The sequence below is a fragment of the Streptomyces sp. NPDC087440 genome (assembly GCF_044744005.1).
In the GTDB taxonomy this organism is placed as follows: domain Bacteria; phylum Actinomycetota; class Actinomycetes; order Streptomycetales; family Streptomycetaceae; genus Streptomyces.
Window position 1 is genome coordinate 117,601 of the sequence record NZ_JBIUXN010000008.1, and the last position, 22,631, is coordinate 140,231.

Consider the following 22,631-nt stretch of genomic DNA (forward strand, 5'->3'; position numbering starts at 1 on the left):
GGGCGGCGGTGGTACTCCCGCTACCGAGGGTAGGGACTTGGACCCGCTTGCGGGAGGGGGCGTCGGGGGGAGCGGTGGGGGGTCACACGTACTCGGTGGGGATCACCGGTTCGCCGCGCGAGAGCTGGACCGAGGACATCGGGAGGGCGCCGCGGGCCGCCGTGTGGCGTTCGCGGGCCGCGTCCAGGGGTTCGCGGGCGACGACCTGGCCCGCCTTCACCAGCTCGACCTGGAGCTGGTGGTCCAGGAGCTCGGCGGGCACCGGGCCGGTGCCGATGACCTCGGCCTCCGCGCTGCCGTACGCGTCGGGGCGCCGCGCCGCCCACTTGCGGCCGCCGCGCGAGGACTTGGCGCCCATGGACTTCTTCGCCACGGGCTGGAGCGGGGCCTTGGGGTCGGCGGACTGGGCGCGGGCGACCAGCTTGTAGACCATCGAGCAGGTGGGGTGGCCGCTGCCGGTGACCAGCTGGGTGCCGACGCCGTACGCGTCCACGGGGGCCGCCGCGAGCGAGGCGATGGCGTACTCGTCCAGGTCGGAGGTCACGACGATCTTGGTCTTCGTCGCGCCCAGCTCGTCCAGCTGCTGGCGCACCCGGTGGGCCACCAGGAGGAGGTCGCCGGAGTCGATCCGTACCGCTCCCAGGTCGGGACCCGCGACCTCGACGGCCGTGCGGACGGCCTCGGTCACGTCGTACGTGTCCACCAGCAGCGTGGTGCCGCTGCCGAGGGAGTCCACCTGGGCCTGGAAGGCGTCGCGCTCGTTGTCGTGGAGCAGGGTGAAGGCGTGGGCGGAGGTGCCGACGGTGGGGATGCCGTACCGGAAACCGGCGGCCAGGTCCGAGGTCGAGGCGAAGCCGCCGACGTACGCGGCACGGGCCGAGGCCACGGCGGACAGCTCGTGGGTGCGGCGGGCGCCCATCTCGATCAGCGGCCGGCCGCCCGCCGATGCGGACATTCGGGAGGCCGCGGCGGCGATCGCCGAGTCGTGGTTGAGGATCGACAGGATGACCGTCTCCAGCAGCACGCACTCGGCGAAGCTGCCCTCGACGCGCAGGATCGGCGAGCCCGGGAAGTACACCTCGCCCTCCGGGTAGCCCCAGATGTCCCCGCCGAAGCGGTAGGAGGCCAGCCACTCCAGCGTCGGCTCGTCGACGATCTTCTGCTCGCGCAGGAAGGCGATCACGTCCGCGTCGAAGCGGAAGTTCTCCACGGCGTCCAGGACCCGGCCCGTACCGGCGACGACGCCGTAGCGGCGGCCGGAGGGGAGCCTGCGGGTGAAGACCTCGAAGACGGAGCGGCGGTCGGCGGTGCCCGCGCGCAGGGCCGCCTGGAGCATGGTCAGCTCGTACTGGTCGGTGAAGAGAGCCGTCGAGGGAACATCCACCGGCAGCCCGAGATCCGCTGTGTTCATACGACGGATGCTACCCCCGATCTCGTCAGAGTGACGAAATCTAAGGGCGGATGTGGGGCCGTTTGTGCGACGACCCCGGTGCGGTGGCAGCATGGGACGGGTGAGTGTCGCCCCCGTAGAGATCGAACGCCCCGAGTCGGCCGAGGAGACGTTCCTCGTCCCCGAGCCGGACACCCCCTGGGTGACCCTGGTCCACAACGACCCGGTCAACCTGATGAGTTATGTGTCGTACGTCTTCCAGACGTACTTCGGGTATTCCAAGGAGAAGGCGAAGAAGCTGATGCTCGACGTCCACCACAAGGGGCGCGCGGTCGTCTCGGCGGGCAGCCGCGAGGAGATGGAACGCGACGTGCAGGCGATGCACGGGTACGGACTGTGGGCGACCCTCTCCCAGGACCGCACCTGATGGCGGGCTACTTCGAGGCGGTCCCCGGCGGCGGCGCGGCCATCGCCCTGGACACCGTCGAGACCTCCATCCTGCGCTCCCTCGCGGTCCAGCTCCTGGAGCTGATCGGCCCCGGCGACGAGCCCGTCGAGGGCGCCGACCCGCTCGCCGCGCTCTTCGCCGAGGGCCCCAGCGAGGCCCCCGCCGACCCGGCGCTGGCCCGTCTCTTCCCCGAGGCGTACGTCGATCCGCGCAGCGAGCCCGACGACGAGGCGCGGGCCGCCTCCGCCGAGTTCCGCCGCTTCACCGAGAACGACCTGCGCACCCGCAAGCGCGAGGACGCCCTGTCCGTCGTACGGAACCTGGACGCGCTGGCCTCGGCCGCGGGCGACGGCGAGCCCGGCGTCGTACTGAAACTGACCCCCGAGGAGTCCCGCCGCTGGCTGGGCACCCTCAACGACCTGCGGCTCACCATCGCCTCCCGGCTCGACATCACCGAGGAGGACGAGGGCGAGGAGCTGTACCGGCTCCCCGACGAGGACCCGCGCAAGCCGATGGTCATGGCGTACCTCTGGCTGGGCGGGATGCAGGAGACACTCGTCGAGACGCTGATGCCGTGATGCCTTAGCGGCGTCTCCGTCCTTGTCTCAGCCCCTGTCTCAGTCCCTGGAAACAGGATGTTCGCTCAGCGGACGCTCAAATCCGAATAACGGTTGGGTCAAACTCCCCTGGACGCTTTGCCGTCACAGGGGAGTTTTGTCTGCTTTTCCCTGTGCAATAGGGCACAAACCCCTGATCGATCACCCCGGCGGCCGTGATAGATCTGCACGACCACCCACGGACGCCACCCCTGTCCCGTGGGGGCGCTGACGCCGGTCGAACCCGGCGATGCACTCCATCCACATCCGGGGGCACACGCCCCGACGAAGGATCGTCACAGTCGATCCGAGCCGCGCACCGCTTGCGAGAACGGCCGGATCGCATGGAGAAAGGCGCACGATCATGACCTCAGTGCAGGTCGACAAGAAGCACGGCGACGGCAGTGAGGCCGCAGGCACGGCCGCAGGCACGAGCGACGACGGCTCGGGCGAGGGCTACCAGCGAGGACTCGGCGCCCGCCAGATCCAGATGATCGCCATCGGCGGCGCCATCGGAACGGGCCTCTTCCTCGGCGCGGGCAAGGGCATCTCCAAGGCGGGACCCAGCCTGATCCTCGCGTACGCCATCGCGGGCCTGGTCATCTTCTTCATCATGCGGGCGCTCGGCGAGCTGCTCATGTACCGCCCGGTGTCGGGCTCCTTCTCGGAGTACGCCCGTGAGTTCCTCGGCCCCTTCTTCGGGTTCGTGACCGGCTGGACGTACTGGCTCTTCTGGGTCGTCACCGGCATCACCGAGGTCACCGCCGCCTCCGAGTACATGCAGTACTGGACGAAGGACGCCACCGGCTGGATCAACCAGCCCCAATGGGTCTTCGCCCTGATCTTCACCGTCGTCCTCTTCGGTGCGAACCTGATCTCCGTCAAGCTCTTCGGCGAGCTGGAGTTCTGGTTCTCGATGGTCAAGGTGACGGCCATCATCGGCATGATCCTGATCTGCGCCGGCATCCTGACGATCGGTTTCTCGGACGCCGGTGACACCGCGTCCGTCTCCCTCCTGTGGTCCGAGGGCGGGTTCTTCCCCAAGGGCATCGGCTCGACGCTGATGACGCTCCAGATGGTGATGTTCGCGTTCCTGGCGGTCGAGCTGGTCGGTGTCACGGCCGGAGAGTCCAAGGACCCGAAGACGGTCCTGCCGAAGGCCATCAACACCGTGCCGTGGCGCATCGCCGTCTTCTACGTCGGCGCACTGATCATGATCCTGTCGGTCGTGCCGTGGACGCACTTCCAGCCCGGGATCTCCCCGTTCGTCGCGGCCTTCGAGAAGATGGGCCTCGGCGTCGGCGCCGCGATCGTCAACTTCGTCGTCCTGACGGCGGCCCTGTCCTCCTGCAACTCGGGCATGTACTCGACGGGCCGCATGCTGCGCGACCTGGCGCTCAACGGCCAGGCCCCGAAGTTCTTCACCAAGCTGACCGCGCGCGGGCTGCCGCTGGCCGGTACGTCCTTCTCCGCCGCCCTGATGCTGGTCGGCGTGTGGATCAACTACCAGTGGCCGGGCGAAGCGTTCAACTACGTCGTCTCCTTCGCCACCATCTCCGGCATGTGGGCCTGGATCATGATCCTCTGCTCGCAGATCAAGTACCGGAGGATGTCGGACGCGGGCCTGCTGCCGAAGTCGTCCTTCCGGGCGCCGGGTGCGCCGTGGACCAGCTGGTTCGCGCTGGCGTTCATCTTCATGGTCATCGTGCTGATGGGCATCGACAAGGACGCCCGGATCTCGCTGTACTGCGCGCCGTTCTGGGCGCTGCTGCTGGGCGTCTCCTACCTGGTCATGAAGGCCCGGAACCCGGAGAAGTTCGCCGCGAAGAAGTAGCCGTCTCGCGATGTGGCCCTGTCCGTACCATCCCTCGGTACGGGCGGGGTCCTTTGCTTATCCTGGCTCGCATGCTGACCATTTCCCGGACGCTTTACGACCAGATCGTGGCCCACGCGCGGGCCGACCACCCCGACGAGGCATGCGGCGTGGTCGCGGGCCCGGAGGGGTCGGGGCGTCCCGAGCGCTTCGTCCCGATGCTGAACGCTGCCCGCTCTCCCACGTTCTACGAGTTCGACTCGGGGGATCTGCTGAAGCTGTACCGGGAGATGGACGACCGGGACGAGGAGCCGGTGATCGTGTACCACTCGCACACGGCGACCGAGGCGTATCCGTCGCGGACGGATGTGACGTATGCGAATGAGCCCGGGGCGCACTACGTCTTGGTGTCCACCGCCGACACCGACGGGCTCGGGGAGTTCCAGTTCCGGTCGTACCGGATCGTGGACGGGGTCATCACGGAGGAGCCGGTCGAGGTGGTCGGGTAGGTCCTGTGCGGGGCACTTCAGCCCGTCCGGCGTTTGAGGACGCGCGGGCGCAGCCCGTGCAGGGGGCGAGGGGCGTAGCCCCGTCAGTGACCGCAACCCACCCCCCACAGCCTCGCGAGTTCAGGTGAAGGGGCGGGGCTGGGGCAGGCGCCGCAGGCACAGCTCGGCCCCGGGGCGGCGGCCCGGTACGTACCGGCCGGACCACCCCCGGCCCACATCCCCCGCACCCCTGCATCCCCCCAGGTGAGACACTGTGCGCGAACTGGGCGGCAGGACCCAGGAAGCCGGTGAGATTCCGGCACGGTCCCGCCACTGTGACCGGACGCGCACCCCCGCGTCCGGGAGCCAGGAACTGACCTGCCGCCTCTCATCCGCACCAGGGGACGAGGTATCCCCGGAGGAGGCCCCACCGCCATGCCCGCATTCCGCCGCGCGCTCGCCATAGCCGCCGCAGCAGCGACCCTGCTTCCCCTCACCGCCTGCGGCAGCGACCGGCCCAGCGAGAAGAGCCCGCAGGCCAAGGCCGCCAAGGGCTTCCCGTACACCGTCGAGAACTGCGGCGTGAAGACCACCTTCACCAAGGCCCCCGAGCGCGCCCTGCCGATGAACCAGCACGCCACCGAGGTCCTCCTGGAGCTGGGCCTGGCCACGTCCGTCACCGGCACCGCCTACCTCGACGACAAGGTCCTCCCGAAGTACGCGAAGGAGTACGACGCGATCCCGGTCGTGGCCAAGGAGTACCCCTCCAAGGAGAAGCTCCTCGCAGCCAACCCCGACTTCGTCTACGGCGGTTACGCCTCCGCCTTCGACCCCAAGCAGGGCCGCAGCCGCGAGGACCTCAAGAAGTCCGGCATCGAGTCCCGGCTGAACATCGAGTACTGCACCGAGGGATCGAGCGCGGTGGACGACATCTACCGCGAGATCTCCGAGACCGGCCGCACCTTCGGGGTCGGCGAGCGCGCCGACGCGTGGGTCGCCGAGGCGAAGAAGACCATCGACGGGACGGCGGCGCAGCTCAAGGGCGTCAAGCCGGTCAGCGTCTTCGCGTACGACAGCGGCGACAAGACCGCCTCGACCGCCGGCGGCAAGGGCATGGCCAACGAGATGATCACCCGCGCCGGTGGCAAGAACGTCATGGCCGACATCCCCAAGTCCTTCACCGACGCCTCGTGGGAGCAGGTCGTCACCCGCAAGCCCGACGTCATCATGATCATCGACTACGGGTCGACGACCGTCGAGCAGAAGAAGAAGCGGCTGCTTGACGACCCCGCGCTGAAGGACGTACCCGCGATCAAGAACAAGAAGTTCGCCGTGATGCCGCTCTCCGAGATCCTCGTCGGCGTCCGCGCCCCCGCCGCCATCGAACGGCTCGCCCTCCAGCTCCACCCCGAGCTCAAGAAGTAGCAGCCGGCCGTGAGCTGCAAGACGCCGCCCGCCCGCGGGCCGCTCCGCTACACCCTCGTCCTCACGGTCCTCGCCGTCGCCCTCGCGGCGGCGATGATCGCGGGGCTGGCCCTCGGGCAGGTCCGCATCCCCACCGGGCAGGTCGTCGAGATCGTCACCGGGCAGGCCGACCCCAGTCCCTTCCGTACGATCGTCCTGGACGTGCGCATGCCACGCGTGTTGCTCGGCGCGATCGTCGGGGCGGGGCTGGCCGTGGTCGGCACGGTCCTCCAGGCGCTCGTACGCAATCCGCTCGCCGACCCGTACCTGCTCGGGATCTCGTCGGGGGCGTCCGCCGGTGTCGTGCTGGTCATCGTCTTCGGGATCGGCAGCGGGCTGGGGCTCGCGACGACCGTGACCATGCCCGCCGGGGCCTTCGCGGGGTCGCTCCTCGCCCTCGTCCTCGTTTACACGCTGGCCCGGCGGGGCGGGCAGATGACCGGGACCCGGCTGGTGCTGGCGGGGGTCGCCGTCGCGTACATCCTGTCGGCGCTGACCAGCCTGGTCATGGTGACCTCCGCGAAGCGGGAGCACTTCCAGGAGGCCATGTACTGGACGCTGGGCGGGCTCGGGAGCGCGCGGTGGGACATGTTGCTGCTGCCCGCGGTGGTGCTGGCGGCGGGGACGGTGCTGCTCATCGCGCTGGCGCGGCCGCTGGACCTGATGCTGGTGGGGGAGGAGGGGGCGACCGTCCTCGGGCTCGACACCTCGCGGTTCCGGGCGGGGGTCTTTGTGCTGACGTCGCTGGTCACCGGGGTGTTGGTGTCCGTGTCGGGGGCGATCGGGTTCATCGGGCTGCTGGTGCCGCATGCGGCGCGGATGCTGGTGGGGGCTTCGCACCGGACGCTGCTGCCGGTCGTGGCGCTTGCCGGGGCGGCCTTCCTGGTCCTGGCGGACCTGGGGGCGCGGGTCATTGCCGAGCCGCAGGACATTCCGGTGGGCATCCTCACCGCGCTGATCGGCGGGCCGTTCTTCCTGTGGCTGTTGCGGCGGAGGCCGGAGGGGGCGCCCTCGTGATCTCGCTGGGGGTGGGTTGCTGTTCAGGCCGCCTCCGGCGGGGGATCTCCCCTCTCCGCCCCTTCCCTCAAGCGCTCGCCGCGCGGCTGTGAACGGTTCACTGCGGATGCTTCGTGGCTGGTCGCGCCCGCGCGGCGGAGCCGCACATCGACACAGCCCCACGCCCGTGTATTGCCCCCCCGAAGAAAGGGAGACCCATGAGTCACCTCCGTACCGAAGGACTCTCGTACGGCATCGACGGGCGGCACCTCGTCGACTCCGTCGACATCGAGGCCGGGCCCGGTGAGACCGTCGGGCTCGTCGGGCCCAACGGGAGCGGCAAGACCACCCTCCTGCGGTGCGTGTACGGCACCCTCGCCCCCACCCACGGCCGCGCCCTCCTCGACGGCGAGGACCTGCACGCCATGGGCGCCAAGAAGCGTGCCCAGCGGCTCGCCACCGTCCCGCAGGACGGGCAGGCGGTGTTCGAGCTGACCGTCCGCGAGGTCGTCGCCATGGGCCGCTCCCCGCACAAGAAGTTCTGGGAGGCCGACACCGCCGCCGACCAGGAGCACGTACGGGAAGCCCTCGACCGGGTCGGGATCGGCGCCCTCGCCGACCGGGCCTTTCCCTCCCTCTCCGGCGGCGAGCGTCAACGCGCCCTCGTGGCACGGGCGTTGGTCCAGGAGCCCGCCCTCGTGGTGCTGGACGAGCCGACCAACCACCTCGACATCCGCTACCAGCTCGAAGTGCTCAGCCTGGTCCGCGACCTGGGGACCACCAACCTCCTGGCCCTGCACGACCTCAACCTCGCCGCCTACTACTGCGACCGCCTCTACGTCCTCGACGCCGGCCGCATCGTCGCCGACGGCACCCCCGAAGAGGTCCTCACCCCCGACCTCCTCAAGCGGGTCTACGGGGTGAACGCCGAGGTCAGCGTGCATCCCGCCACCGGTGCGCCCACCGTCGTCTACCTCCCGCAGTCCGCCTGAAGTCCGCCTGAAGTCCGCCTGGCGGACACAATCGTCTCGGCAGTCGAGATCACATGCCGGGAATCGGGCCGGGAATCTATACGATGACCGCATGGTTGCCCACGACGTGACAGCGAAGACGACGCCGAGCACAGTGCTGCTCGTAGCGCGCCTGCACGTCGACCTGTGCAGGCTCGACAGCGCCATCTGTACCGCCGCCTGACCCCGCACCGCCGCACACCGCACCACGACGCACGCCCCTGCGCGGGGGACGAAACGCCGCGCGCCCTTCCCGCCCGTACTCGGCCACACGACCCGGTACGCACGCCCTCCCGAACAGGACGACAGGAGCCCACGCCATGGCCATCGAGGTCCGCATCCCCACCATCCTCCGCACCCACACCGACGGCGCGAAGGCCGTCGAGGGCAACGGGGCCACCCTCGCCGACCTCTTCGCCGACCTGGAGACCCGCCACACCGGCATCCAGGAGCGCATCGTGGAGAAGGACAAGGGCGAGCTGCGCCGCTTCGTCAACGTCTACCTCAACGACGAGGACGTCCGCTTCCTCGACGGCATCTCCACCAAGCTCGCCGACGGCGACAGCGTGACGATCCTGCCCGCCGTCGCGGGCGGCTCCCGCTGACATGCGGTACGACTCCCCGCTCGCCGCCGTCGGCAACACCCCCCTCGTCCGCCTCCCGCGCCTCTCGCCCTCCGACGACGTCCGCATCTGGGCCAAGCTGGAGGACCGCAACCCGACCGGCTCGATCAAGGACCGCCCCGCGCTCCACATGGTCGAGCAGGCCGAGAAGGACGGCCGGCTCACCCCCGGCTGCACCATCCTCGAACCCACCAGCGGCAACACCGGTATCTCCCTCGCCATGGCCGCCAAGCTCAAGGGCTACCGCATCGTCTGCGTGATGCCCGAGAACACCTCCCAGGAGCGCCGCGACCTGCTCGCCATGTGGGGCGCGGAGATCATCCCCTCCCCGGCGGCGGGCGGCTCCAACACGGCCGTACGCGTCGCCAAGGAGCTCGCCGCCGAGCACCCGGACTGGGTGATGCTCTACCAGTACGGCAACCCCGACAACGCGGGCGCCCACTACGCCACCACCGGACCGGAGATCCTCACCGACCTCCCCTCCATCACCCACTTCGTCGCAGGCCTCGGCACCACCGGCACCCTCATGGGCGTCGGCCGCTACCTGCGCGAGCACAAGCCGGACGTGAAGATCGTCGCCGCCGAGCCGCGCTACGACGACCTCGTCTACGGCCTGCGCAACCTCGACGAGGGCTTCGTCCCCGAGCTGTACGACGCCTCCGTCCTCACCACCCGCTTCTCCGTGGGCTCCGCCGACGCAGTCACCCGCACCCGCGAACTCCTCCAGCAGGAGGGCATCTTCGCGGGCGTCTCCACGGGCGCCGCCCTGCACGCAGCGATCGGCGTCGGGAACAAGGCCCTCAAGGCGGGGGAGTCCGCCGACATCGCCTTCGTCGTCGCCGACGGCGGCTGGAAGTACCTCTCCACCGGCGTCTACACCGCCCCCACCACCGAGGCCGCCATCGAGACCCTGCACGGCCAGCTCTGGGCCTGAGGTCTTCCGCGGTACGCGTACGAGTACGAGAAGGGCCCCCGGCGTTCATGACGCCGGGGGCCCTTCTCGTACGCGTACGACGCCCCTCCTACCCGGACACCTTCGTTTCCTGGGCCGGAACCGGGGCGGGCGTGCCCACCTTGCGGCGCAGACGCTGCGGCATCTTCCGGTTCAGCCACGTCGCGGCGGGCTCCTCCACGTAACGGAACAGCGCCCACGACAGCGCGACGACCACGACGGCGCATCCGGCCAGGTCGAGCAGCACGCTGTTGTCGTCCCCGGCCCGGCCCCAGGCGTAGGTGGCCAGGCGCGAGATGGAGTGGTGGATCAGGTAGAAGCCGTACGACCAGGCGCCCAGCAGGATCAGCGCGGGCTTGTTCAGTACCCCGCGGTGGCCGTTGATCTCCCGCTGCACGAACGCCAGGATGATCAGCAGCGACAGGATCGCCATGACCGGCCGGATCGTGTAGTCGAGCTGCGCCACCACCGGCTCCGGCAGGCTCGCCCGGCCCGTGTAGTACCCCCACACGTACAGCGCGAGCAGCACCACGGGGACGAACGGGCGCATCGGCAGCCGCCAGCCGCGCCGCACGGCCAGCGCGACCGTCATGCCGAGCAGGAACTGCGGCAGGTAGACGACCGGGTTCCGCATGATCCAGCCCTCGAAGGAGGGCTCGAAGGTGGCCGCCGCCCACCAGTTCACCGCCCACATCCCGGCCAGGCCGACCACCGTCGCGAGCGCCAGCGTGCGGGTGCGCAGCCGCACCGCGATGCGGGCGGCCAGCGGGAACAGGGCGTAGAAGAGCAGCTCGACGCTGAGCGTCCAGGTCACCTCGTTGCCCGGCAGCGTCGGCGTCACGCCCGGGAACCAGGTCTGCACCAGGAACAGCGAGGAGATCAGGCTCGGCCAGTCGATGTGCTCGTGCGCGGCGATGTAGTACGCGTAGAAGCCGAGGATCGCCGCCACCAGCGAGGCGGGCCAGATCCTGGCCATCCGCCGCCAGTAGAACGCGACCGGGTGCTCCTGGGGTTTGAACACCCAGGTCAGCAGGAACCCGGAGAGCACGAAGAAGAACGTGACCCCGTGCCCGCCGATCATCGAGTACGGGAAGATCGCGGGCGCGGTGCCGTACCCGGTCTTGTTGCCGAGCCCGGTGAAGTGATGGGCGAACACGGCGAACGCGGCGAAGAATCTCAGGCTGGTGAGCGAGTCCAGCCGGTTCGGCAGCGCCGCGGGACGGGCGGTCGACCGGAACGGGGTGGGGACGAGGCCGGGGCGTGGAGCGGTGAGCGTCGCAGTCACAGGCTTCTCAAGGCTTCGGGGACGGGGGAACGCCGTGCGGAGCGGCAGGGTCGTGAATTGTTCTGGGGACGGACCGGGATCCTGTCCGTCTGTCCAGGTGGGGCACCTGTCATGACGTCTGCCGCGTGTGCACAACGCCACCGTTTGGGACGAGGCTACCGGGACATACGAGGTGTTCACTCACGCGAGTGAGATGCGGGGAACGTACATGCGGTTCGATCCTGGGGCAGGGGTGTGCCCGGGGCGCGGGGAGCCGATGCCGCTGGTGGGGGAACCCTGTGCTCACTTCGCGAGGTGGCGGACCTGGTCCCACACCGTCGGGTCCGCGACGCCCACCCGGCGGCGGAAGTCCCACAGCGCCACGTCCCGCAGCTCGTCCGTCTCCAGGAAACTCGGCCGCCCCTGGGCGTCGCCCACCGAGCCCGGCGGCAGGGCGATCACGCCCTGACGGTCGTGGTGCCACTTGCTGGTGATCTTCGCGACGCGGGCGTCGTCACCGCGCACGCTGAGCACCAGGCACGGGCGGTCCTTCGAGCCAGGCCCGTCCTCGTACGGAACCTCCGCCCACCAGATCTCCCCGGCCTGCGGCAGCCGCTTGGGCCGCTTGCCGGGAGTGCGGCGCGGCCCGGTCGGCCTGCCCGGGGGACGGGTCCGCCCACCGGGGCGCTGCCGCCTGCGGACCTTCTGCCCCCGGCCCCACCCGTCGGTCAGCGCCGCTATGAGCGCCAGCACCACCACGCCGAGCAGCGCCAGCCACCACGAGGTATCCATGCGCCCGACGGTACCGGCCCCCTCCCGACCCGTCGCGCGGAGGCACCCCTTCAGGCGCGCGGGGCTGTGTCGCTGAGGAGGACGCCCCGTCAGGCGCGCGGGGCTGTGTCTCTGTGCGGCTTCGCCGCGTGGGCGCGACCTGACGAGCTCGCCGCCGCTTGGGGAGGGCACCCCAGGGGCGCGGGGCTGTGCCCGTGTGCGGCTTCGCCGCGTGGGCGCGACCTGACGAGCTCGCCGCCGCTTGGGGAGGGCACCCCAGGGGCGCGGGGAACTGCGCGACCAGCCACCCACCCACCCGCACGGACCCGTTCACAGCCCCGCGGGTTTAGGTGAAGGGGCGGGGCTGGGGACCCCATGCCCCGGCGGGGCAGACCCCAGCCTCCCGCCACCGCCAGGAAATCCGCCCCCCGGCACAGGACCACGAGCCAGAGCCCCGCAGCCCCCACCCCCCGCGGCCCGAGCACCCCGCGCTCAACCCCGCCCCCCACGCCCCCAGTTCACGCCCCCCGAACCGGTGACGCCCCAGGTGAGTTGCCCCACAACGGCACACGGCCGAGGAGCGAGCACCCTCCCCGCGCCGTACGCTCGAACCCTTCCCGCACCCCCACCCTGCACCCCCCACCCCGCACCCACGGAGGCCCAGCTCAATGAAGCTCACCGTCGTCGGCTGCTCGGGGTCGTTCCCCTCCACGGAATCGGCCTGTTCGAGCTACCTCGTCGAGGCCGACGGCTTCCGGCTGCTGCTCGACATGGGCAATGGCGCCCTGGGCGAGCTCCAGCGCCACATCGGTCTGTACGACCTGGACGCGATCTTCCTCAGCCACCTCCACGCCGACCACTGCATCGACATGACGGCGTACTTCGTCACCCGCTACTACCGCCACGACGGCGGCATGGCCCCCGCCCTCCCCGTCTACGCCCCCGAGGGCGCCGAGGAGCGCCTCACCAACGCGCACGGGGCGACCCCCACCGCCGACTCCATGAGCCGGGTCTTCGACTTCCACACCCTCAAGCCCGGCAGCTTCGACATCGGCCCGTTCTCCGTCCGTACGGAGAAGGTCCGCCACCCCGTCGAGACGTACGGCATCCGCCTGGAGCACGGCGGCCGCACCCTCACGTACTCCGGGGACACCGGCCCCTGCGAGGCCCTGCACGAGCTGGCCGAGGGCGCCGACCTCTTCCTGTGCGAGGCATCGTTCCTGCACGGCAAGGAGGACATCCCCGACCTGCACCTCAACGGCCGCGAGGCCGGGGAGCACGCCGCCCGCGCGGACGTCGGCCGCCTGGTCCTCACCCACATCCCGCCGTGGACCGACGAGGAGCGCAACCTCGCCGACGCCCGCGACACCTACTCCGGCCCCGCCGAGGTGGCCCGCCGGGGCGCGGTCTACGAGGTCTGAGCAGAACGCTCCACGAGCTCCGAGCAGAACGCTCCACGAGCTCCGAGCAGAACGCTCCACGAGCTCCGAGCAGGACCCGTACCGCACAGCCCCCACGCGAAAGGGCCCCGGAACCGATCGGTTCCGGGGCCCTTCCTCATGCGTACTGCAGGCTTACTTGGCTTCCGCCTTCTGCAGCTCCGCCAGCTCCTCGTCGGACTCGCGGCCCGGCGTCGGAATGTTGAACTTCGTGATCGCGAAGCGGAACAGGAAGTAGTAGACGACCGCGAAGCAGAGGCCGACCAGGACCAGCATCCACGGCTTGGTGGCGATGCCCAGGTTCAGCAGGAAGTCGATCGCACCGGCCGAGAAGCCGAAGCCGTCCTTCATACCGAGCGCCCAGGTCAGGGCCATCGAGACACCGGTCAGCACCGCGTGGACCGCGTACAGCGCCGGGGCCAGGAACATGAAGGTGAACTCGATGGGCTCGGTCACACCGGTCACGAAGGCGGTGAGGGCGAGCGAGAACATCATGCCGCCGACGATCTTGCGACGCTCGGGGCGGGCGCAGTGGACGATCGCCAGGCAGGCCGCCGGGAGGGCGAACATCATGATCGGGAAGAAGCCGGTCATGAACTGACCCGCGTTCGGGTCACCCGCCAGGAAGCGGGCGATGTCGCCGTGCTTGCCGTCGAACTCGCCGGCCTGGAACCACGGGAAGGAGTTCAGCAGGTGGTGCATGCCGACCGGGATGAGCGCACGGTTGGCGACACCGAAGATGCCCGCGCCGACCGCGCCGGAGCCGACCAGCCACTCACCGAAGTTGTGCAGACCGGCGCCGAGGACCGGCCAGATGTAACCGAAGATGATGCCGACGATCAGACCCGCGAAGGCCGAGAGGATCGGGACCAGACGACGGCCGCCGAAGAAGCCCGCCCAGTCGGGCAGCTTGGTCCGGTAGAACTTCTGGTACAGCAGGGCCACGATCAGACCCATCACGACACCGCCGAGGACACCGGCGTTGACCGGGGCCTCGTTCATCACGATCTTGCCGTCGACGACTGCGGCGACCTTCGGCAGGTTGCCGTCGGTGAAGGTGGCGAGCACCTTCTGGAAGACCAGGTAGCCGGTGACCGCGGCGAGCGCCGTGGAACCGTCGGACTTCTTGGCGAAGCCGATCGCGATACCGACGGCGAACAGGATCGCCATGTTGTCGATGATCGCGGAACCACCGGCCGCCATGAAGGTGGCGATCTTGTTGATGAAGGCACCGAAGAACTCACGGCCCAGCATGTCGGGCTGGCCGAGACGGATGAGCAGCGCGCCGGCGGGCAGCACCGCGACCGGCAGCATGAGGCTGCGGCCGATGCGCTGCATGACCGACATCACGCCCGCGCCCTTCTTCTTCTCGGCCGCGGGGGCGGCGGCGCTGGCCTTGGGCATCTGATCCTCCATGGGGGCAAGGCGCCGCCAAGGACATGGAAAAGACTTGGGACGGCGGCGTCTCCGGGGTTCACGCGTCCGATTCGGCGGGGCCGGTCGGGGCCGCGTGGTCTACACCACTCAGTGGTGTAGACCAGTTGTAACACGGTGAGGGCGAGATAAGGAACCTTCGATTCCGGTGGTCTGGGACACATCTGTTCATAGCGGACAAAGGCCCCTGGCTTTCGGAGGTCGGACGGCCTTGGGGGGAGAGGCCTAAGCCCCGAACCGCTTGCTGTATACAGCTACTTGGGGCGTTGGAGCGCGGCCACCGGGTCCCTTTCATCGGCGCCCTCCCGGAGCGGAATCAAGCCAGGCCTGACGGCTGCTGCACACTGGTGTAGACCAGTTGCGATACGGTCCCGGGGGCGATCGACCACGCAACACCGGTGATCGTCATCTTTCGCCACCGCCCCCACGTGCGCCCGAGAAGTTGGGCCAACCGTGGGTTAACGTGACAAAGCGGCCGACGCTGGGCCGACGCGGCGTGACGCAGCGACCTTTGATCATTCAGGGAGAAACACATGGCCACCAAGGCTGAGAAGATCGTCGCCGGACTCGGCGGCATCGACAACATCGAAGAGGTCGAAGGCTGCATCACGCGCCTGCGCACCGAGGTCGCCGACCCGGCCCTCGTCGACGAGGCCGCCCTCAAGGCCGCCGGCGCCCACGGCGTCGTCAAGATGGGCACCGCGATCCAGGTCGTCATCGGCACCGACGCCGACCCGATCGCCGGTGAGATCGAAGACATGATGTAGTCACGGACCCCCGTGACACCGAGGGCCCGTTTCCAGCCAGGGAAACGGGCCCTCCGTCATGACCGGAACAGCCCCTTCACCCGTTCCGACTAGGCTCGACCCATGTCTCGAATCGACGGCCGCACCCCCGAACAGCTCCGCCCGGTCACCATCGAACGCGGATGGAGCAAGCACGCCGAGGGCTCCGTCCTCGTCTCCTTCGGCGACACGAAGGTCTTCTGCACCGCCTCCTTCACCGAAGGCGTCCCCCGCTGGCGCAAGGGCAGCGGCGAAGGCTGGGTCACCGGCGAGTACTCGATGCTCCCGCGCGCCACCAACACCCGCGGCGACCGCGAGTCCGTCCGGGGCAAGATCGGCGGCCGCACCCACGAGATCAGCCGCCTCATCGGCCGCTCGCTGCGTGCCGTCATCGACTACAAGGCGCTCGGCGAGAACACCATCGTCCTGGACTGCGACGTCCTCCAGGCCGACGGCGGCACCCGCACCGCCGCCATCACCGGCGCCTACGTCGCCCTCGCCGACGCCATCGCCTGGGGCAAGTCCAAGAAGCTCATCAAGCACAACCGCGAGCCCCTCACCGGCACCGTCTCCGCCGTCTCCGTCGGCATCGTCGACGGCGTCCCGCTCCTCGACCTCTGTTACGAGGAGGACGTGCGCGCCGACACCGACATGAACGTCGTCTGCACCGGCGACGGCCGCTTCGTCGAGGTCCAGGGCACCGCCGAGGCCGAGCCCTTCGACCGCAAGGAGCTCAACGCCCTCCTCGACCTGGCCGCCGGCGGCTGCGCCGACCTCTCCGCGCTCCAGGCGCGTGCGCTGGCAACCGTGGACACCCCCGACGCGTCCTGACAGTCACGGGCGTACGGCTTGAACCCCGTACGCCCGTCCACTGTCGCCGTTCCTCGGGGGAGGACCCGCTCCATGCAGTCGTACGTACGCCGCACCGCCCTGGCCCTCGCGGCCACCGCACTCACGGTCACGTCCCTCGTCGGCTGCGGAGCCCTCGACAAGGCCCTGGACTGCGCCAACACGGCCACCACCATCGCCGCGAGCGTGGACCGGCTCAGCACGGCCGTCTCCAACGCCGCGAACGACCCCCTCGCCTCCCAGCAGGCCCTCAACGACATCGACCGCGAACTGAAGTCCCTCGGCGACAAGACCGACAACGCCGACCTCTCCAAGGCGGTCAAGGACCTGGGCACCGGCGTCGACAACGTCCGCAAGGCCATCGACGGCGGCGACACGACGCCCGACCTCACCCCCGTCACCTCCGCCGCCTCCGAAATCGGCAAGGTCTGCACCCCGTAGGTTGGGGACATGACCCGCCTCATCCTCGCCACCCGCAACGCGGGCAAGATCACCGAACTCCGCACGATCCTCGCCGACGCCGGCCTGCCCTACGAGCTGGTCGGCACCGACGCCTACCCCGACATCCCGGACGTCAAGGAAACGGGCGTCACCTTCGCCGAGAACGCCCTCCTCAAGGCCCACGCCATGGCCAAGGCCACCGGCCTCCCCGCCATCGCCGACGACTCCGGCCTCGCGGTCGACGTCCTGCACGGCGCCCCCGGCATCTTCTCCGCCCGCTGGTCCGGCACCCACGGCGACGACCACGCCAACCTGGACCTCCTGCTGGCCCAGCTCGCCGACATCGGCCCCGAGCACCGCGCCGCCCACTTCGCCTGCGCGGCCGCCCTCGCCCTCCCCGACGGCACGGAGAGGGTGGTGGAGGGCACCATGCCGGGCACCCTGCGCTACGCCCCGGTCGGCAGGAACGGCTTCGGCTACGACCCGATCCTCCAGCCCGACGGCCACGACATCACCTGCGCGGAGCTCTCCCCCGCCGAGAAGAACGCCATCTCCCACCGCGGCAAGGCCTTCCGCGCCCTGGTCCCGGTGCTGCGGGAACTGCTGGGCTGAGGGCGAAAAAGTGGCTGGCCCCTTGTGCCAGGGACCAGCCACTTTCATCCGTGAGCCCGGTGGGATTCGAACCCACGACACACCGGACCTAAACCGGCGCCCTCTCAGACCGGACTGGGGTACGGGCTCGCGGGTTACCCTACTGCGTCTGTCGCCGGGGGTGCCAAGAGCCTGGGGCTCTTGGCACCCCGCCGGGAGAAACCTGCCGTCTGGCTATGGCAGCAAGGGCAGAGGTAGCGGAGGTTCTCGCGGCGGTTGTCCAGACGGTCACCGTTGATGTGATCGACCTCCAACACGAGGCGTCTGCCCTGCCAGGTGTCGCCGATGCCGCACTCGGCGCAGCAGTGGGGAACCCCCAGGTCGTCGAGTGCGCGGCGTAGCAGCCGGGTCTTGGTCCGGGACTCTCCGGGGTCGCGGAGGGTCAGCACGTCGCCCGCCTTCTTGCGGGAAGGTGACTGTTTGCCGAGGCTGTGGCCTTGTCCTCTGAGCTGGGCGAGCGAGAGCCCGTGTACCTCAGCGCTGCGCTTGATGAGTGCGCGTGATCTACCGTTGTCGACGAGCCCGAGTTGCCTGATGATGCTGGCCAGGCTCGTGGATGTGGCAATGGCGGACGCCAACTCGGCGTGCGGTATGAGCTTCTTCTCCACCCCCGCGGTGCCACGGCGCACGAAGTGCGAGGTGTCGATCCCGTCCCGGTCCAGACGTCGGCGAACGAGACCGTACGGGCAGTCTTCCGGTGGGTAGCCCAGGTACTCGAACACCTCTCGGATGCTGGTGGAGTGGGCCGCCGCTTCCGCGAGCAATTCCGTCGCGTACGAGCGGTGTTGGCGTGGTGGCAAAGGCTCATCGACGAAGTGTGTCGTGTCGATCCCGTAGTGCTCCAGCCGCTTCGCCAGGTACCGCAGGGGTTTGGCCCCCATGGTGGCGTCGAGCCTGCGGAGCAGGTCAACGAGACTGGTGGAAACTGCCGCTGTACGTTCCAGCAGTTTGCGCGGATACATCGCTCGACTCATGCCGCGAACCGTCGCTTCCGGCCACGGTATGTATCCGTAACCGCATGGCAGTTGGGGCAGAGGAGCTGGAGGTTCTCCGGGCGGTTGTCCCACCAGTCGCCGTTCATGTGGTCGACCTCAAGGCGGAGGGGGCGTCCGTTCCATTCGGGGCCGGTCCCGCAGTTGGCGCAGGTCTCGGATATCCCCAACTTCAGGAGGTTCCTGCGCAGGCGTTCGCCCGGAATGCGGCCCTGGTCCGGTGATCCCAGAGCGAGTACCGGGCCCCGTGCTCCCTTGGGGCCACTCCGGGGCTGGGTGAAGTGGGAGGTGTCGATGCCCAGTTCCGCGATTCGACGCCCGATGTGTGCTTGGTTTCCGCCCACGGGGCTGATGCCCAGCTTCCGCACCACTTCCTTGGTGGTCTGCGACGTGGCGACCAGTTCGCGCAGCCGTGCCTCCGTGTGCCGCACTCCGGTGTTCTCGAAGTGGGTCGTGTCCACCCCTGCCCGCTTCATCTTCTGGCGGAGATAGGAGCGGGCTCCCACGGTGGGCTCATGCCCGAACCATTTCACCGCCTCGTGCCAACTCGTCGACTCCCTTGCCGCTTTGGCCAACAAGCGGGGCGCGTACTTGAGTTCCGGCATCCCGAACTCCCTCCGTTCCCGGCCGCACGTTCGCAGCCTCGTACAGAGCAACGAGCCGTTTATCGGATGGTCACGTCCGAAATACGGAATGCCGTACCCCAGTTGAACTGGTGCACGGCATTCCGGATGCGGAGGGGAGAAGGAGACGTCAGAACTTCGGTTCGCGGGCCTGGGCCTCGACCAGTTCGGCGGCCTCCTCCTTGGTCTCCACCGAGGGCGGGGAGCCCTCCAGGGGTTTCTGGGCGGTCTCCTTCATGCAGGCCACCGCGATGATGCCGACCAGGGCCGCCGCCATCGAGTAGTAGGCCGGCATCAGGTTGTTGCCGGTCCAGGCGATCAGGCCGGTGACGACCAGCGGGGTCGTGCCGCCGAAGAGCGAGGCGGAGAGGTTGTAGCCGACCGAGAGGGAGCCGTACCGGACCGAGGTCGGGAAGAGGGCCGGGAGGGCGGCGGACATGGTGCCCAGCAGGCAGACCAACGACAGACCCAGCATCAGCAGGCCGCCGACGATCGCGGGGATGCTGCCCTGGCCCAGGAGGAGGAAGGCCGGGAGGGAGAGGACGAAGAAGCCGATCATGCCCGTCATGAGGAGGGGCTTGCGGCCGAAGCGGTCGCTCAGCTTGCCGACCTGGCTGATGATCACCATCAGGAAGGCCATGACGGCCAGCAGGATCAGCAGGCCGTGGGTCTCCGAGTAGCCCAGCTCCTTGGAGAGGTAGGTGGGCATGTAGGAGAGCAGCATGTAGTCGGTGATGTTGTAGGCGCCGACCAGGCAGATGCAGAGGATCAGGGTGGGCCAGTAGTCGCGGAAGATGCGGCCGAGGTCGCCCTTGGTGGACTTCTCGACGGCGTCGGCGGCCTCCGAGGCGCGCGCGTTCTCGTTCTCCAGCTTCTGGAAGGCGGGGGTCTCGTCCAGCTTCATCCGCAGGTAGAGGCCGATGAGGCCCATCGGGGCGGCGACCAGGAACGGCACCCGCCAGCCCCACTCGCGCATCGAGTCGTCCCCGAGGATCGCGGTGAGGGCGGTGACCAGGCCCGCCGCGCCGACGTAACCGGCCAGCGTGCCGAATTCGAGGAAGCTGCCGAAGAAGCCGCGGCGCTTGTCGGGCGCGTACTCGGCGATGAAGGTCGACGCGCCGCCGTACTCGCCGCCCGTGGAGAAGCCCTGGAGCATGCGGAAGAAGATCAGCAGGATCGGCGCCCAGACGCCGATGGAGTCCCAGGACGGGATGAGGCCGATGGCGAGGGTGCCGATCGACATCAGGATCATCGTCAGCGCGAGGACCTTCTTGCGGCCGATCTTGTCGCCCATCGGGCCGAAGAACATCCCGCCGAGCGGACGGACCAGGAAGGCCACCGCGAAGGTCGCGAAGGAGGAGAGCAGCTGGGCCGTGTCGTTCCCGGAAGGGAAGAAGACATGGCCGAGGGTGACGGCGAGGTAGGAGTAGATGCCGAAGTCGAACCACTCCATGGCGTTGCCGAGGGAGGCGGCCTTCACGGCTCTCTTGACGGCCGCCTCGTCCGTGACGGTGATGTCGGAGCGGCGCAGTGGCGGGTTCTTGCGGCGGTTGAGGGCGCGGAAGAGGACGCGGTGACGCTTGACCGCCTCGGGGTCCTCGGCCCTTTCGGGGGCGGTGGGCGTCATGTGCGGGTCCTCTCCTGAAGGCAAGTGGTGCAGGTGTTCCAAGAGGTACGTCTGCGCGATTGCGACCGGTGCAAACAAAAATCCCACCCGGTGGGGGTGGGATTCCTGTCACGGATGCCGTGAAGCGGTGCATTCCGCTCAGATCTTCAGGTCCTTGATGATCTTTGCGACGTGCCCGGTGGCCTTGACGTTGTAGAAGGCGTGCTCGACCTTGCCGTCCTCGTCGACCACGATCGTGGAGCGGATGACGCCGGTCACCGTCTTGCCGTACAGCTTCTTCTCGCCGTACGCCCCGTACGCCTCCAGCGTCGTCTTCTCCGGGTCGCCGACCAGGGTGACCTTCAGCGACTCCTTCTCGCGGAACTTCGCCAGCTTCTCCGGCTTGTCGGGGGAGACGCCGATGACGTCGTACCCGGCGGCGGCCAGCACGTCGAGGTTGTCGGTGAAGTCGCAGGCCTGCTTGGTGCAGCCGGGCGTGAGGGCGGCCGGGTAGAAGTACACGATGACCTTGCGGCCCTGGTGGGAGACGAGGGAGACGTCGTTGCCGTCGGCGTCGGGCAGGGTGAAGGCGGGGGCGGTGTCGCCGGGGACGAGGCGCTCGCTCATGAGGACTCCCACGTCGGGTAGGGGGTGGATGACGGCTTGAGCGTAATGGGGGTGCCGATGGGTGCGAGTGCGCGGGAGCTGACAGACTGCTCCCGACGGATTACCGGACCGGACCACGGAGGCGGCGCAGTGTCGGAAGCCAGGACCCCTGCGCAGATCGAGGCGGACATCGTCCGCAGGCGCGACCAGCTCGCTGTGACGCTCGACGAGATCGGTGTACGGCTGCACCCCGCGACCATCATGGGCGACGTCAAGGCGAAGGCGAGGTCGGCCGTCGACGAGACGGCCGGGCGTGCGTTCGTGGCCGTGAACCGCAAGGTGACGGACGTACGGGCGCAGTTCGTGGACGCCGACGGGGCGCCCCGGATCGACCGGCTGGTGCCGGTGGCCGTGGTCGCGGTGGCGGTCGTGGGCCTGCTCCTGGTGTCCTCGCGCCGCCGCAAGGGCTGACCCTCCGGGGGTCGGCCGGAGCCCGGACAGGTAGGTTGCGTGACGTGAGCGAGAAGACCCACCACGACGACAAACTGCCCATCCGGATGCTGCACGACCGCGTGCTGGTCAAGTCGGACACCCCCGAGGGCGAGCGCCGCTCGGGCGGCGGCATCCTGATTCCGGCCACGGCGGCCGTCGGCAAGCGCCTGGCGTGGGCCGAGGTGGTCGCCGTCGGGCAGAACGTACGGACCGTGGTGCCCGGCGACCGGGTGCTGTACGACCCCGAGGACCGCGCCGAGGTCGAGGTGCGCGGCACGGCGTACGTGCTGATGCGCGAGCGCGATCTGCACGCGGTGGCTTCGGAGCGGGTGTCCGAGGACTCGACCGGCCTGTACCTGTAGAACACGCGCAAAAGGGCCTGGTGACCAGCGTCACCAGGCCCTTTTGCGTTCCCTTTGCTACGTTGGAGGGACCCCGACGAGACGCGCCGTACCGGGCTGGGATTCCTGCGGGAACCCTTCGCAAAGACGACGCACCCGTGAGTTGTTCCGCGTTCTCGTTTCGGAGGTGCCGTCATGGCATGGGTTCTGTTGGTCGTCGCCGGTCTGCTCGAAGTCGGCTGGTCGATCGGGATGAAGTTCACCGAGGGGTTCACCCGGCTGTGGCCGAGCGTGTTCACCGGTGCCGGGATCGTCGTCAGCATGGTGCTGCTCTCGCAGGCCGCCAAGACGCTGCCCATCGGTACGGCGTACGGCGTGTGGGTCGGCATCGGGGCGGCCGGTGCGGCGGTGGTCGGGATGCTCGTGCTGAACGAGCCCGTCACCGCCGCCCGGATCTTCTTCGTCTGCCTGCTGCTGGTGGCCGTGGTCGGCCTGAAGGCGACCTCCGGCCACTAGCGGCAGCGGCCGAGGGGGCCGGTTTCGCGGCGCTGGTTTCG

General features: G+C 69.3%; 26 protein-coding genes, 1 tRNA gene and 2 riboswitches. Of the genes, 18 read left to right on the top strand and 9 right to left on the bottom strand.

The annotated features are described in order from the left end of the window. Positions 1-82: 82 nt before the first annotated feature. A complete protein-coding gene (locus ACIO3O_RS18250; RefSeq protein WP_401746732.1) occupies positions 83-1,411 on the bottom strand; it encodes a nicotinate phosphoribosyltransferase in 1,329 nt (442 codons plus the stop codon). Between the two features lie 91 nt (positions 1,412-1,502). Here ACIO3O_RS18250 and clpS point away from each other — a divergent pair, with 91 nt between their 5' ends. The 10 genes from clpS (at position 1,503) to ACIO3O_RS18300 (ending at position 9,762) form a co-directional block, all read left to right on the top strand. After that, positions 1,503-1,817, top strand: a complete 315-nt coding sequence (gene clpS, locus ACIO3O_RS18255) for an ATP-dependent Clp protease adapter ClpS (protein WP_189823979.1) — start codon at positions 1,503-1,505, stop codon at positions 1,815-1,817. Next, positions 1,817-2,416, top strand: a complete 600-nt coding sequence (locus ACIO3O_RS18260) for a DUF2017 domain-containing protein (RefSeq protein ID WP_401747133.1) — start codon at positions 1,817-1,819, stop codon at positions 2,414-2,416. Before clpS ends, ACIO3O_RS18260 begins: the two co-directional genes overlap by 1 nt. Before the next feature lie 382 nt (positions 2,417-2,798). Beyond that, the gene (locus tag ACIO3O_RS18265; RefSeq protein WP_401746735.1) at positions 2,799-4,268 is read left to right on the top strand and encodes an amino acid permease; all 1,470 of its coding nucleotides are present in this window, start codon (positions 2,799-2,801) and stop codon (positions 4,266-4,268) included. A 71-nt stretch (positions 4,269-4,339) separates the two neighbouring features. Beyond that, positions 4,340-4,756, top strand: coding sequence for a Mov34/MPN/PAD-1 family protein (locus ACIO3O_RS18270; RefSeq protein ID WP_401746738.1), 417 nt, complete (start codon positions 4,340-4,342; stop codon positions 4,754-4,756). 224 nt (positions 4,757-4,980) lie between these two features. Then, a riboswitch (cobalamin riboswitch) is annotated at positions 4,981-5,132 on the top strand. A gap of 38 nt (positions 5,133-5,170) precedes the next feature. Further along, a complete protein-coding gene (locus tag ACIO3O_RS18275) occupies positions 5,171-6,160 on the top strand; it encodes an ABC transporter substrate-binding protein (protein ID WP_401746741.1) in 990 nt (329 codons plus the stop codon). A 9-nt stretch (positions 6,161-6,169) separates the two neighbouring features. Next, positions 6,170-7,216 carry a FecCD family ABC transporter permease gene (locus tag ACIO3O_RS18280; protein ID WP_401746744.1) on the top strand — a complete coding sequence of 349 codons (1,047 nt, stop codon included), beginning with the start codon at positions 6,170-6,172 and terminating at the stop codon, positions 7,214-7,216. Between the two features lie 197 nt (positions 7,217-7,413). After that, positions 7,414-8,187: an ABC transporter ATP-binding protein gene (locus ACIO3O_RS18285; RefSeq protein WP_401746746.1), complete on the top strand. Its 774-nt coding sequence runs from the start codon at positions 7,414-7,416 to the stop codon at positions 8,185-8,187. Between the two features lie 91 nt (positions 8,188-8,278). Further along, on the top strand, positions 8,279-8,389 hold the full coding sequence (locus tag ACIO3O_RS18290; protein ID WP_318299655.1) for a putative leader peptide: 111 nt from the start codon (positions 8,279-8,281) through the stop codon (positions 8,387-8,389). 136 nt (positions 8,390-8,525) lie between these two features. Next, the gene (locus ACIO3O_RS18295; protein ID WP_266653394.1) at positions 8,526-8,810 is read left to right on the top strand and encodes a MoaD/ThiS family protein; all 285 of its coding nucleotides are present in this window, start codon (positions 8,526-8,528) and stop codon (positions 8,808-8,810) included. A gap of 1 nt (position 8,811) precedes the next feature. After that, positions 8,812-9,762, top strand: a complete 951-nt coding sequence (locus tag ACIO3O_RS18300) for a PLP-dependent cysteine synthase family protein (protein ID WP_401746749.1) — start codon at positions 8,812-8,814, stop codon at positions 9,760-9,762. Positions 9,763-9,850: 88 nt separating this feature from the next. On the opposite strand, the gene ACIO3O_RS18305 is transcribed toward ACIO3O_RS18300, so the two are convergent. Together ACIO3O_RS18305 and ACIO3O_RS18310 are read right to left on the bottom strand one after the other, a co-directional pair. After that, positions 9,851-11,065 (bottom strand): acyltransferase family protein, encoded by a 1,215-nt coding sequence (locus ACIO3O_RS18305; protein WP_401746751.1) that lies wholly within the window; start codon positions 11,063-11,065, stop codon positions 9,851-9,853. A 282-nt stretch (positions 11,066-11,347) separates the two neighbouring features. Continuing rightward, positions 11,348-11,836 (bottom strand): type II toxin-antitoxin system PemK/MazF family toxin, encoded by a 489-nt coding sequence (locus ACIO3O_RS18310; RefSeq protein ID WP_401746754.1) that lies wholly within the window; start codon positions 11,834-11,836, stop codon positions 11,348-11,350. Positions 11,837-12,483: 647 nt separating this feature from the next. Between ACIO3O_RS18310 and ACIO3O_RS18315 the strand changes: the two genes are divergently transcribed. Then, positions 12,484-13,236, top strand: coding sequence for an MBL fold metallo-hydrolase (locus tag ACIO3O_RS18315; RefSeq protein ID WP_401746757.1), 753 nt, complete (start codon positions 12,484-12,486; stop codon positions 13,234-13,236). 153 nt (positions 13,237-13,389) lie between these two features. Here the strand turns inward: ACIO3O_RS18315 and ACIO3O_RS18320 are convergent, their stop codons facing one another. Then, entirely contained in the window at positions 13,390-14,658 is a 1,269-nt protein-coding gene (locus ACIO3O_RS18320) for a PTS transporter subunit EIIC (protein ID WP_401746759.1), read from the bottom strand. Between the two features lie 563 nt (positions 14,659-15,221). Here ACIO3O_RS18320 and ACIO3O_RS18325 point away from each other — a divergent pair. The 4 genes from ACIO3O_RS18325 to rdgB all read left to right on the top strand — a co-directional run bounded on the left by ACIO3O_RS18325 (position 15,222) and on the right by rdgB (position 17,375). Then, entirely contained in the window at positions 15,222-15,455 is a 234-nt protein-coding gene (locus tag ACIO3O_RS18325; RefSeq protein ID WP_102916862.1) for a glucose PTS transporter subunit EIIB, read from the top strand. Between the two features lie 102 nt (positions 15,456-15,557). After that, the gene (gene rph, locus ACIO3O_RS18330; protein WP_401746763.1) at positions 15,558-16,304 is read left to right on the top strand and encodes a ribonuclease PH; all 747 of its coding nucleotides are present in this window, start codon (positions 15,558-15,560) and stop codon (positions 16,302-16,304) included. 72 nt (positions 16,305-16,376) lie between these two features. Next, positions 16,377-16,763: a hypothetical protein gene (locus tag ACIO3O_RS18335; protein WP_401746766.1), complete on the top strand. Its 387-nt coding sequence runs from the start codon at positions 16,377-16,379 to the stop codon at positions 16,761-16,763. Positions 16,764-16,772: 9 nt separating this feature from the next. Beyond that, positions 16,773-17,375 carry an RdgB/HAM1 family non-canonical purine NTP pyrophosphatase gene (gene rdgB, locus ACIO3O_RS18340; RefSeq protein WP_401746767.1) on the top strand — a complete coding sequence of 201 codons (603 nt, stop codon included), beginning with the start codon at positions 16,773-16,775 and terminating at the stop codon, positions 17,373-17,375. A 51-nt stretch (positions 17,376-17,426) separates the two neighbouring features. Here rdgB and ACIO3O_RS18345 read toward each other — a convergent pair. The 5 genes from ACIO3O_RS18345 to bcp form a co-directional block, all read right to left on the bottom strand. Continuing rightward, positions 17,427-17,504, bottom strand: a tRNA-Leu gene (locus ACIO3O_RS18345). A 5-nt stretch (positions 17,505-17,509) separates the two neighbouring features. Next, complete coding sequence (locus ACIO3O_RS18350) at positions 17,510-18,388, bottom strand: HNH endonuclease (RefSeq protein ID WP_401746770.1); 879 nt, start codon at positions 18,386-18,388, stop codon at positions 17,510-17,512. Further along, positions 18,385-19,011, bottom strand: coding sequence for an HNH endonuclease (locus ACIO3O_RS18355; RefSeq protein WP_401746772.1), 627 nt, complete (start codon positions 19,009-19,011; stop codon positions 18,385-18,387). Before ACIO3O_RS18355 ends, ACIO3O_RS18350 begins: the two co-directional genes overlap by 4 nt. A 148-nt stretch (positions 19,012-19,159) precedes the next feature. Then, positions 19,160-20,656 carry a glycine betaine/L-proline transporter ProP gene (gene proP / locus ACIO3O_RS18360; RefSeq protein WP_401746775.1) on the bottom strand — a complete coding sequence of 499 codons (1,497 nt, stop codon included), beginning with the start codon at positions 20,654-20,656 and terminating at the stop codon, positions 19,160-19,162. Positions 20,657-20,794: 138 nt separating this feature from the next. Beyond that, the gene (gene bcp, locus ACIO3O_RS18365; RefSeq protein WP_401746777.1) at positions 20,795-21,262 is read right to left on the bottom strand and encodes a thioredoxin-dependent thiol peroxidase; all 468 of its coding nucleotides are present in this window, start codon (positions 21,260-21,262) and stop codon (positions 20,795-20,797) included. 129 nt (positions 21,263-21,391) lie between these two features. Here bcp and ACIO3O_RS18370 point away from each other — a divergent pair, with 129 nt between their 5' ends. From ACIO3O_RS18370 to ACIO3O_RS18380, 3 genes are all read left to right on the top strand, one after another. Continuing rightward, positions 21,392-21,712 carry a DUF3618 domain-containing protein gene (locus ACIO3O_RS18370; protein ID WP_401746780.1) on the top strand — a complete coding sequence of 107 codons (321 nt, stop codon included), beginning with the start codon at positions 21,392-21,394 and terminating at the stop codon, positions 21,710-21,712. Positions 21,713-21,756: 44 nt separating this feature from the next. Continuing rightward, complete coding sequence (locus ACIO3O_RS18375) at positions 21,757-22,095, top strand: GroES family chaperonin (protein ID WP_401746783.1); 339 nt, start codon at positions 21,757-21,759, stop codon at positions 22,093-22,095. A 45-nt stretch (positions 22,096-22,140) separates the two neighbouring features. Next, positions 22,141-22,231: riboswitch (guanidine-III (ykkC-III) riboswitch) on the top strand. Positions 22,232-22,269: 38 nt separating this feature from the next. Continuing rightward, on the top strand, positions 22,270-22,590 hold the full coding sequence (locus ACIO3O_RS18380; RefSeq protein WP_401746785.1) for a DMT family transporter: 321 nt from the start codon (positions 22,270-22,272) through the stop codon (positions 22,588-22,590). Positions 22,591-22,631: the final 41 nt, after the last annotated feature.

What these genes read in the sequence shown, in the direction of transcription:
- ACIO3O_RS18355 (WP_401746772.1), bottom strand. Translation starts at nt 19,011, where the DNA reads ATGCCGGAACTCAAGTACGCGCCCCGCTTGTTGGCCAAAGCGGCAAGG.
- ACIO3O_RS18285 (WP_401746746.1), top strand. Translation starts at nt 7,414, where the DNA reads ATGAGTCACCTCCGTACCGAAGGACTCTCGTACGGCATCGACGGGCGG.
- proP (WP_401746775.1), bottom strand. Translation starts at nt 20,656, where the DNA reads ATGACGCCCACCGCCCCCGAAAGGGCCGAGGACCCCGAGGCGGTCAAG.
- rph (WP_401746763.1), top strand. Translation starts at nt 15,558, where the DNA reads ATGTCTCGAATCGACGGCCGCACCCCCGAACAGCTCCGCCCGGTCACC.
- ACIO3O_RS18325 (WP_102916862.1), top strand. Translation starts at nt 15,222, where the DNA reads ATGGCCACCAAGGCTGAGAAGATCGTCGCCGGACTCGGCGGCATCGAC.
- clpS (WP_189823979.1), top strand. Translation starts at nt 1,503, where the DNA reads ATGGGACGGGTGAGTGTCGCCCCCGTAGAGATCGAACGCCCCGAGTCG.
- ACIO3O_RS18310 (WP_401746754.1), bottom strand. Translation starts at nt 11,836, where the DNA reads ATGGATACCTCGTGGTGGCTGGCGCTGCTCGGCGTGGTGGTGCTGGCG.
- ACIO3O_RS18350 (WP_401746770.1), bottom strand. Translation starts at nt 18,388, where the DNA reads ATGAGTCGAGCGATGTATCCGCGCAAACTGCTGGAACGTACAGCGGCA.
- ACIO3O_RS18380 (WP_401746785.1), top strand. Translation starts at nt 22,270, where the DNA reads ATGGCATGGGTTCTGTTGGTCGTCGCCGGTCTGCTCGAAGTCGGCTGG.
- ACIO3O_RS18320 (WP_401746759.1), bottom strand. Translation starts at nt 14,658, where the DNA reads ATGCCCAAGGCCAGCGCCGCCGCCCCCGCGGCCGAGAAGAAGAAGGGC.
- ACIO3O_RS18295 (WP_266653394.1), top strand. Translation starts at nt 8,526, where the DNA reads ATGGCCATCGAGGTCCGCATCCCCACCATCCTCCGCACCCACACCGAC.
- ACIO3O_RS18265 (WP_401746735.1), top strand. Translation starts at nt 2,799, where the DNA reads ATGACCTCAGTGCAGGTCGACAAGAAGCACGGCGACGGCAGTGAGGCC.
- ACIO3O_RS18290 (WP_318299655.1), top strand. Translation starts at nt 8,279, where the DNA reads ATGGTTGCCCACGACGTGACAGCGAAGACGACGCCGAGCACAGTGCTG.
- ACIO3O_RS18260 (WP_401747133.1), top strand. Translation starts at nt 1,817, where the DNA reads ATGGCGGGCTACTTCGAGGCGGTCCCCGGCGGCGGCGCGGCCATCGCC.
- ACIO3O_RS18250 (WP_401746732.1), bottom strand. Translation starts at nt 1,411, where the DNA reads ATGAACACAGCGGATCTCGGGCTGCCGGTGGATGTTCCCTCGACGGCT.
- ACIO3O_RS18300 (WP_401746749.1), top strand. Translation starts at nt 8,812, where the DNA reads ATGCGGTACGACTCCCCGCTCGCCGCCGTCGGCAACACCCCCCTCGTC.
- bcp (WP_401746777.1), bottom strand. Translation starts at nt 21,262, where the DNA reads ATGAGCGAGCGCCTCGTCCCCGGCGACACCGCCCCCGCCTTCACCCTG.
- ACIO3O_RS18275 (WP_401746741.1), top strand. Translation starts at nt 5,171, where the DNA reads ATGCCCGCATTCCGCCGCGCGCTCGCCATAGCCGCCGCAGCAGCGACC.
- rdgB (WP_401746767.1), top strand. Translation starts at nt 16,773, where the DNA reads ATGACCCGCCTCATCCTCGCCACCCGCAACGCGGGCAAGATCACCGAA.
- ACIO3O_RS18315 (WP_401746757.1), top strand. Translation starts at nt 12,484, where the DNA reads ATGAAGCTCACCGTCGTCGGCTGCTCGGGGTCGTTCCCCTCCACGGAA.
- ACIO3O_RS18270 (WP_401746738.1), top strand. Translation starts at nt 4,340, where the DNA reads ATGCTGACCATTTCCCGGACGCTTTACGACCAGATCGTGGCCCACGCG.
- ACIO3O_RS18335 (WP_401746766.1), top strand. Translation starts at nt 16,377, where the DNA reads ATGCAGTCGTACGTACGCCGCACCGCCCTGGCCCTCGCGGCCACCGCA.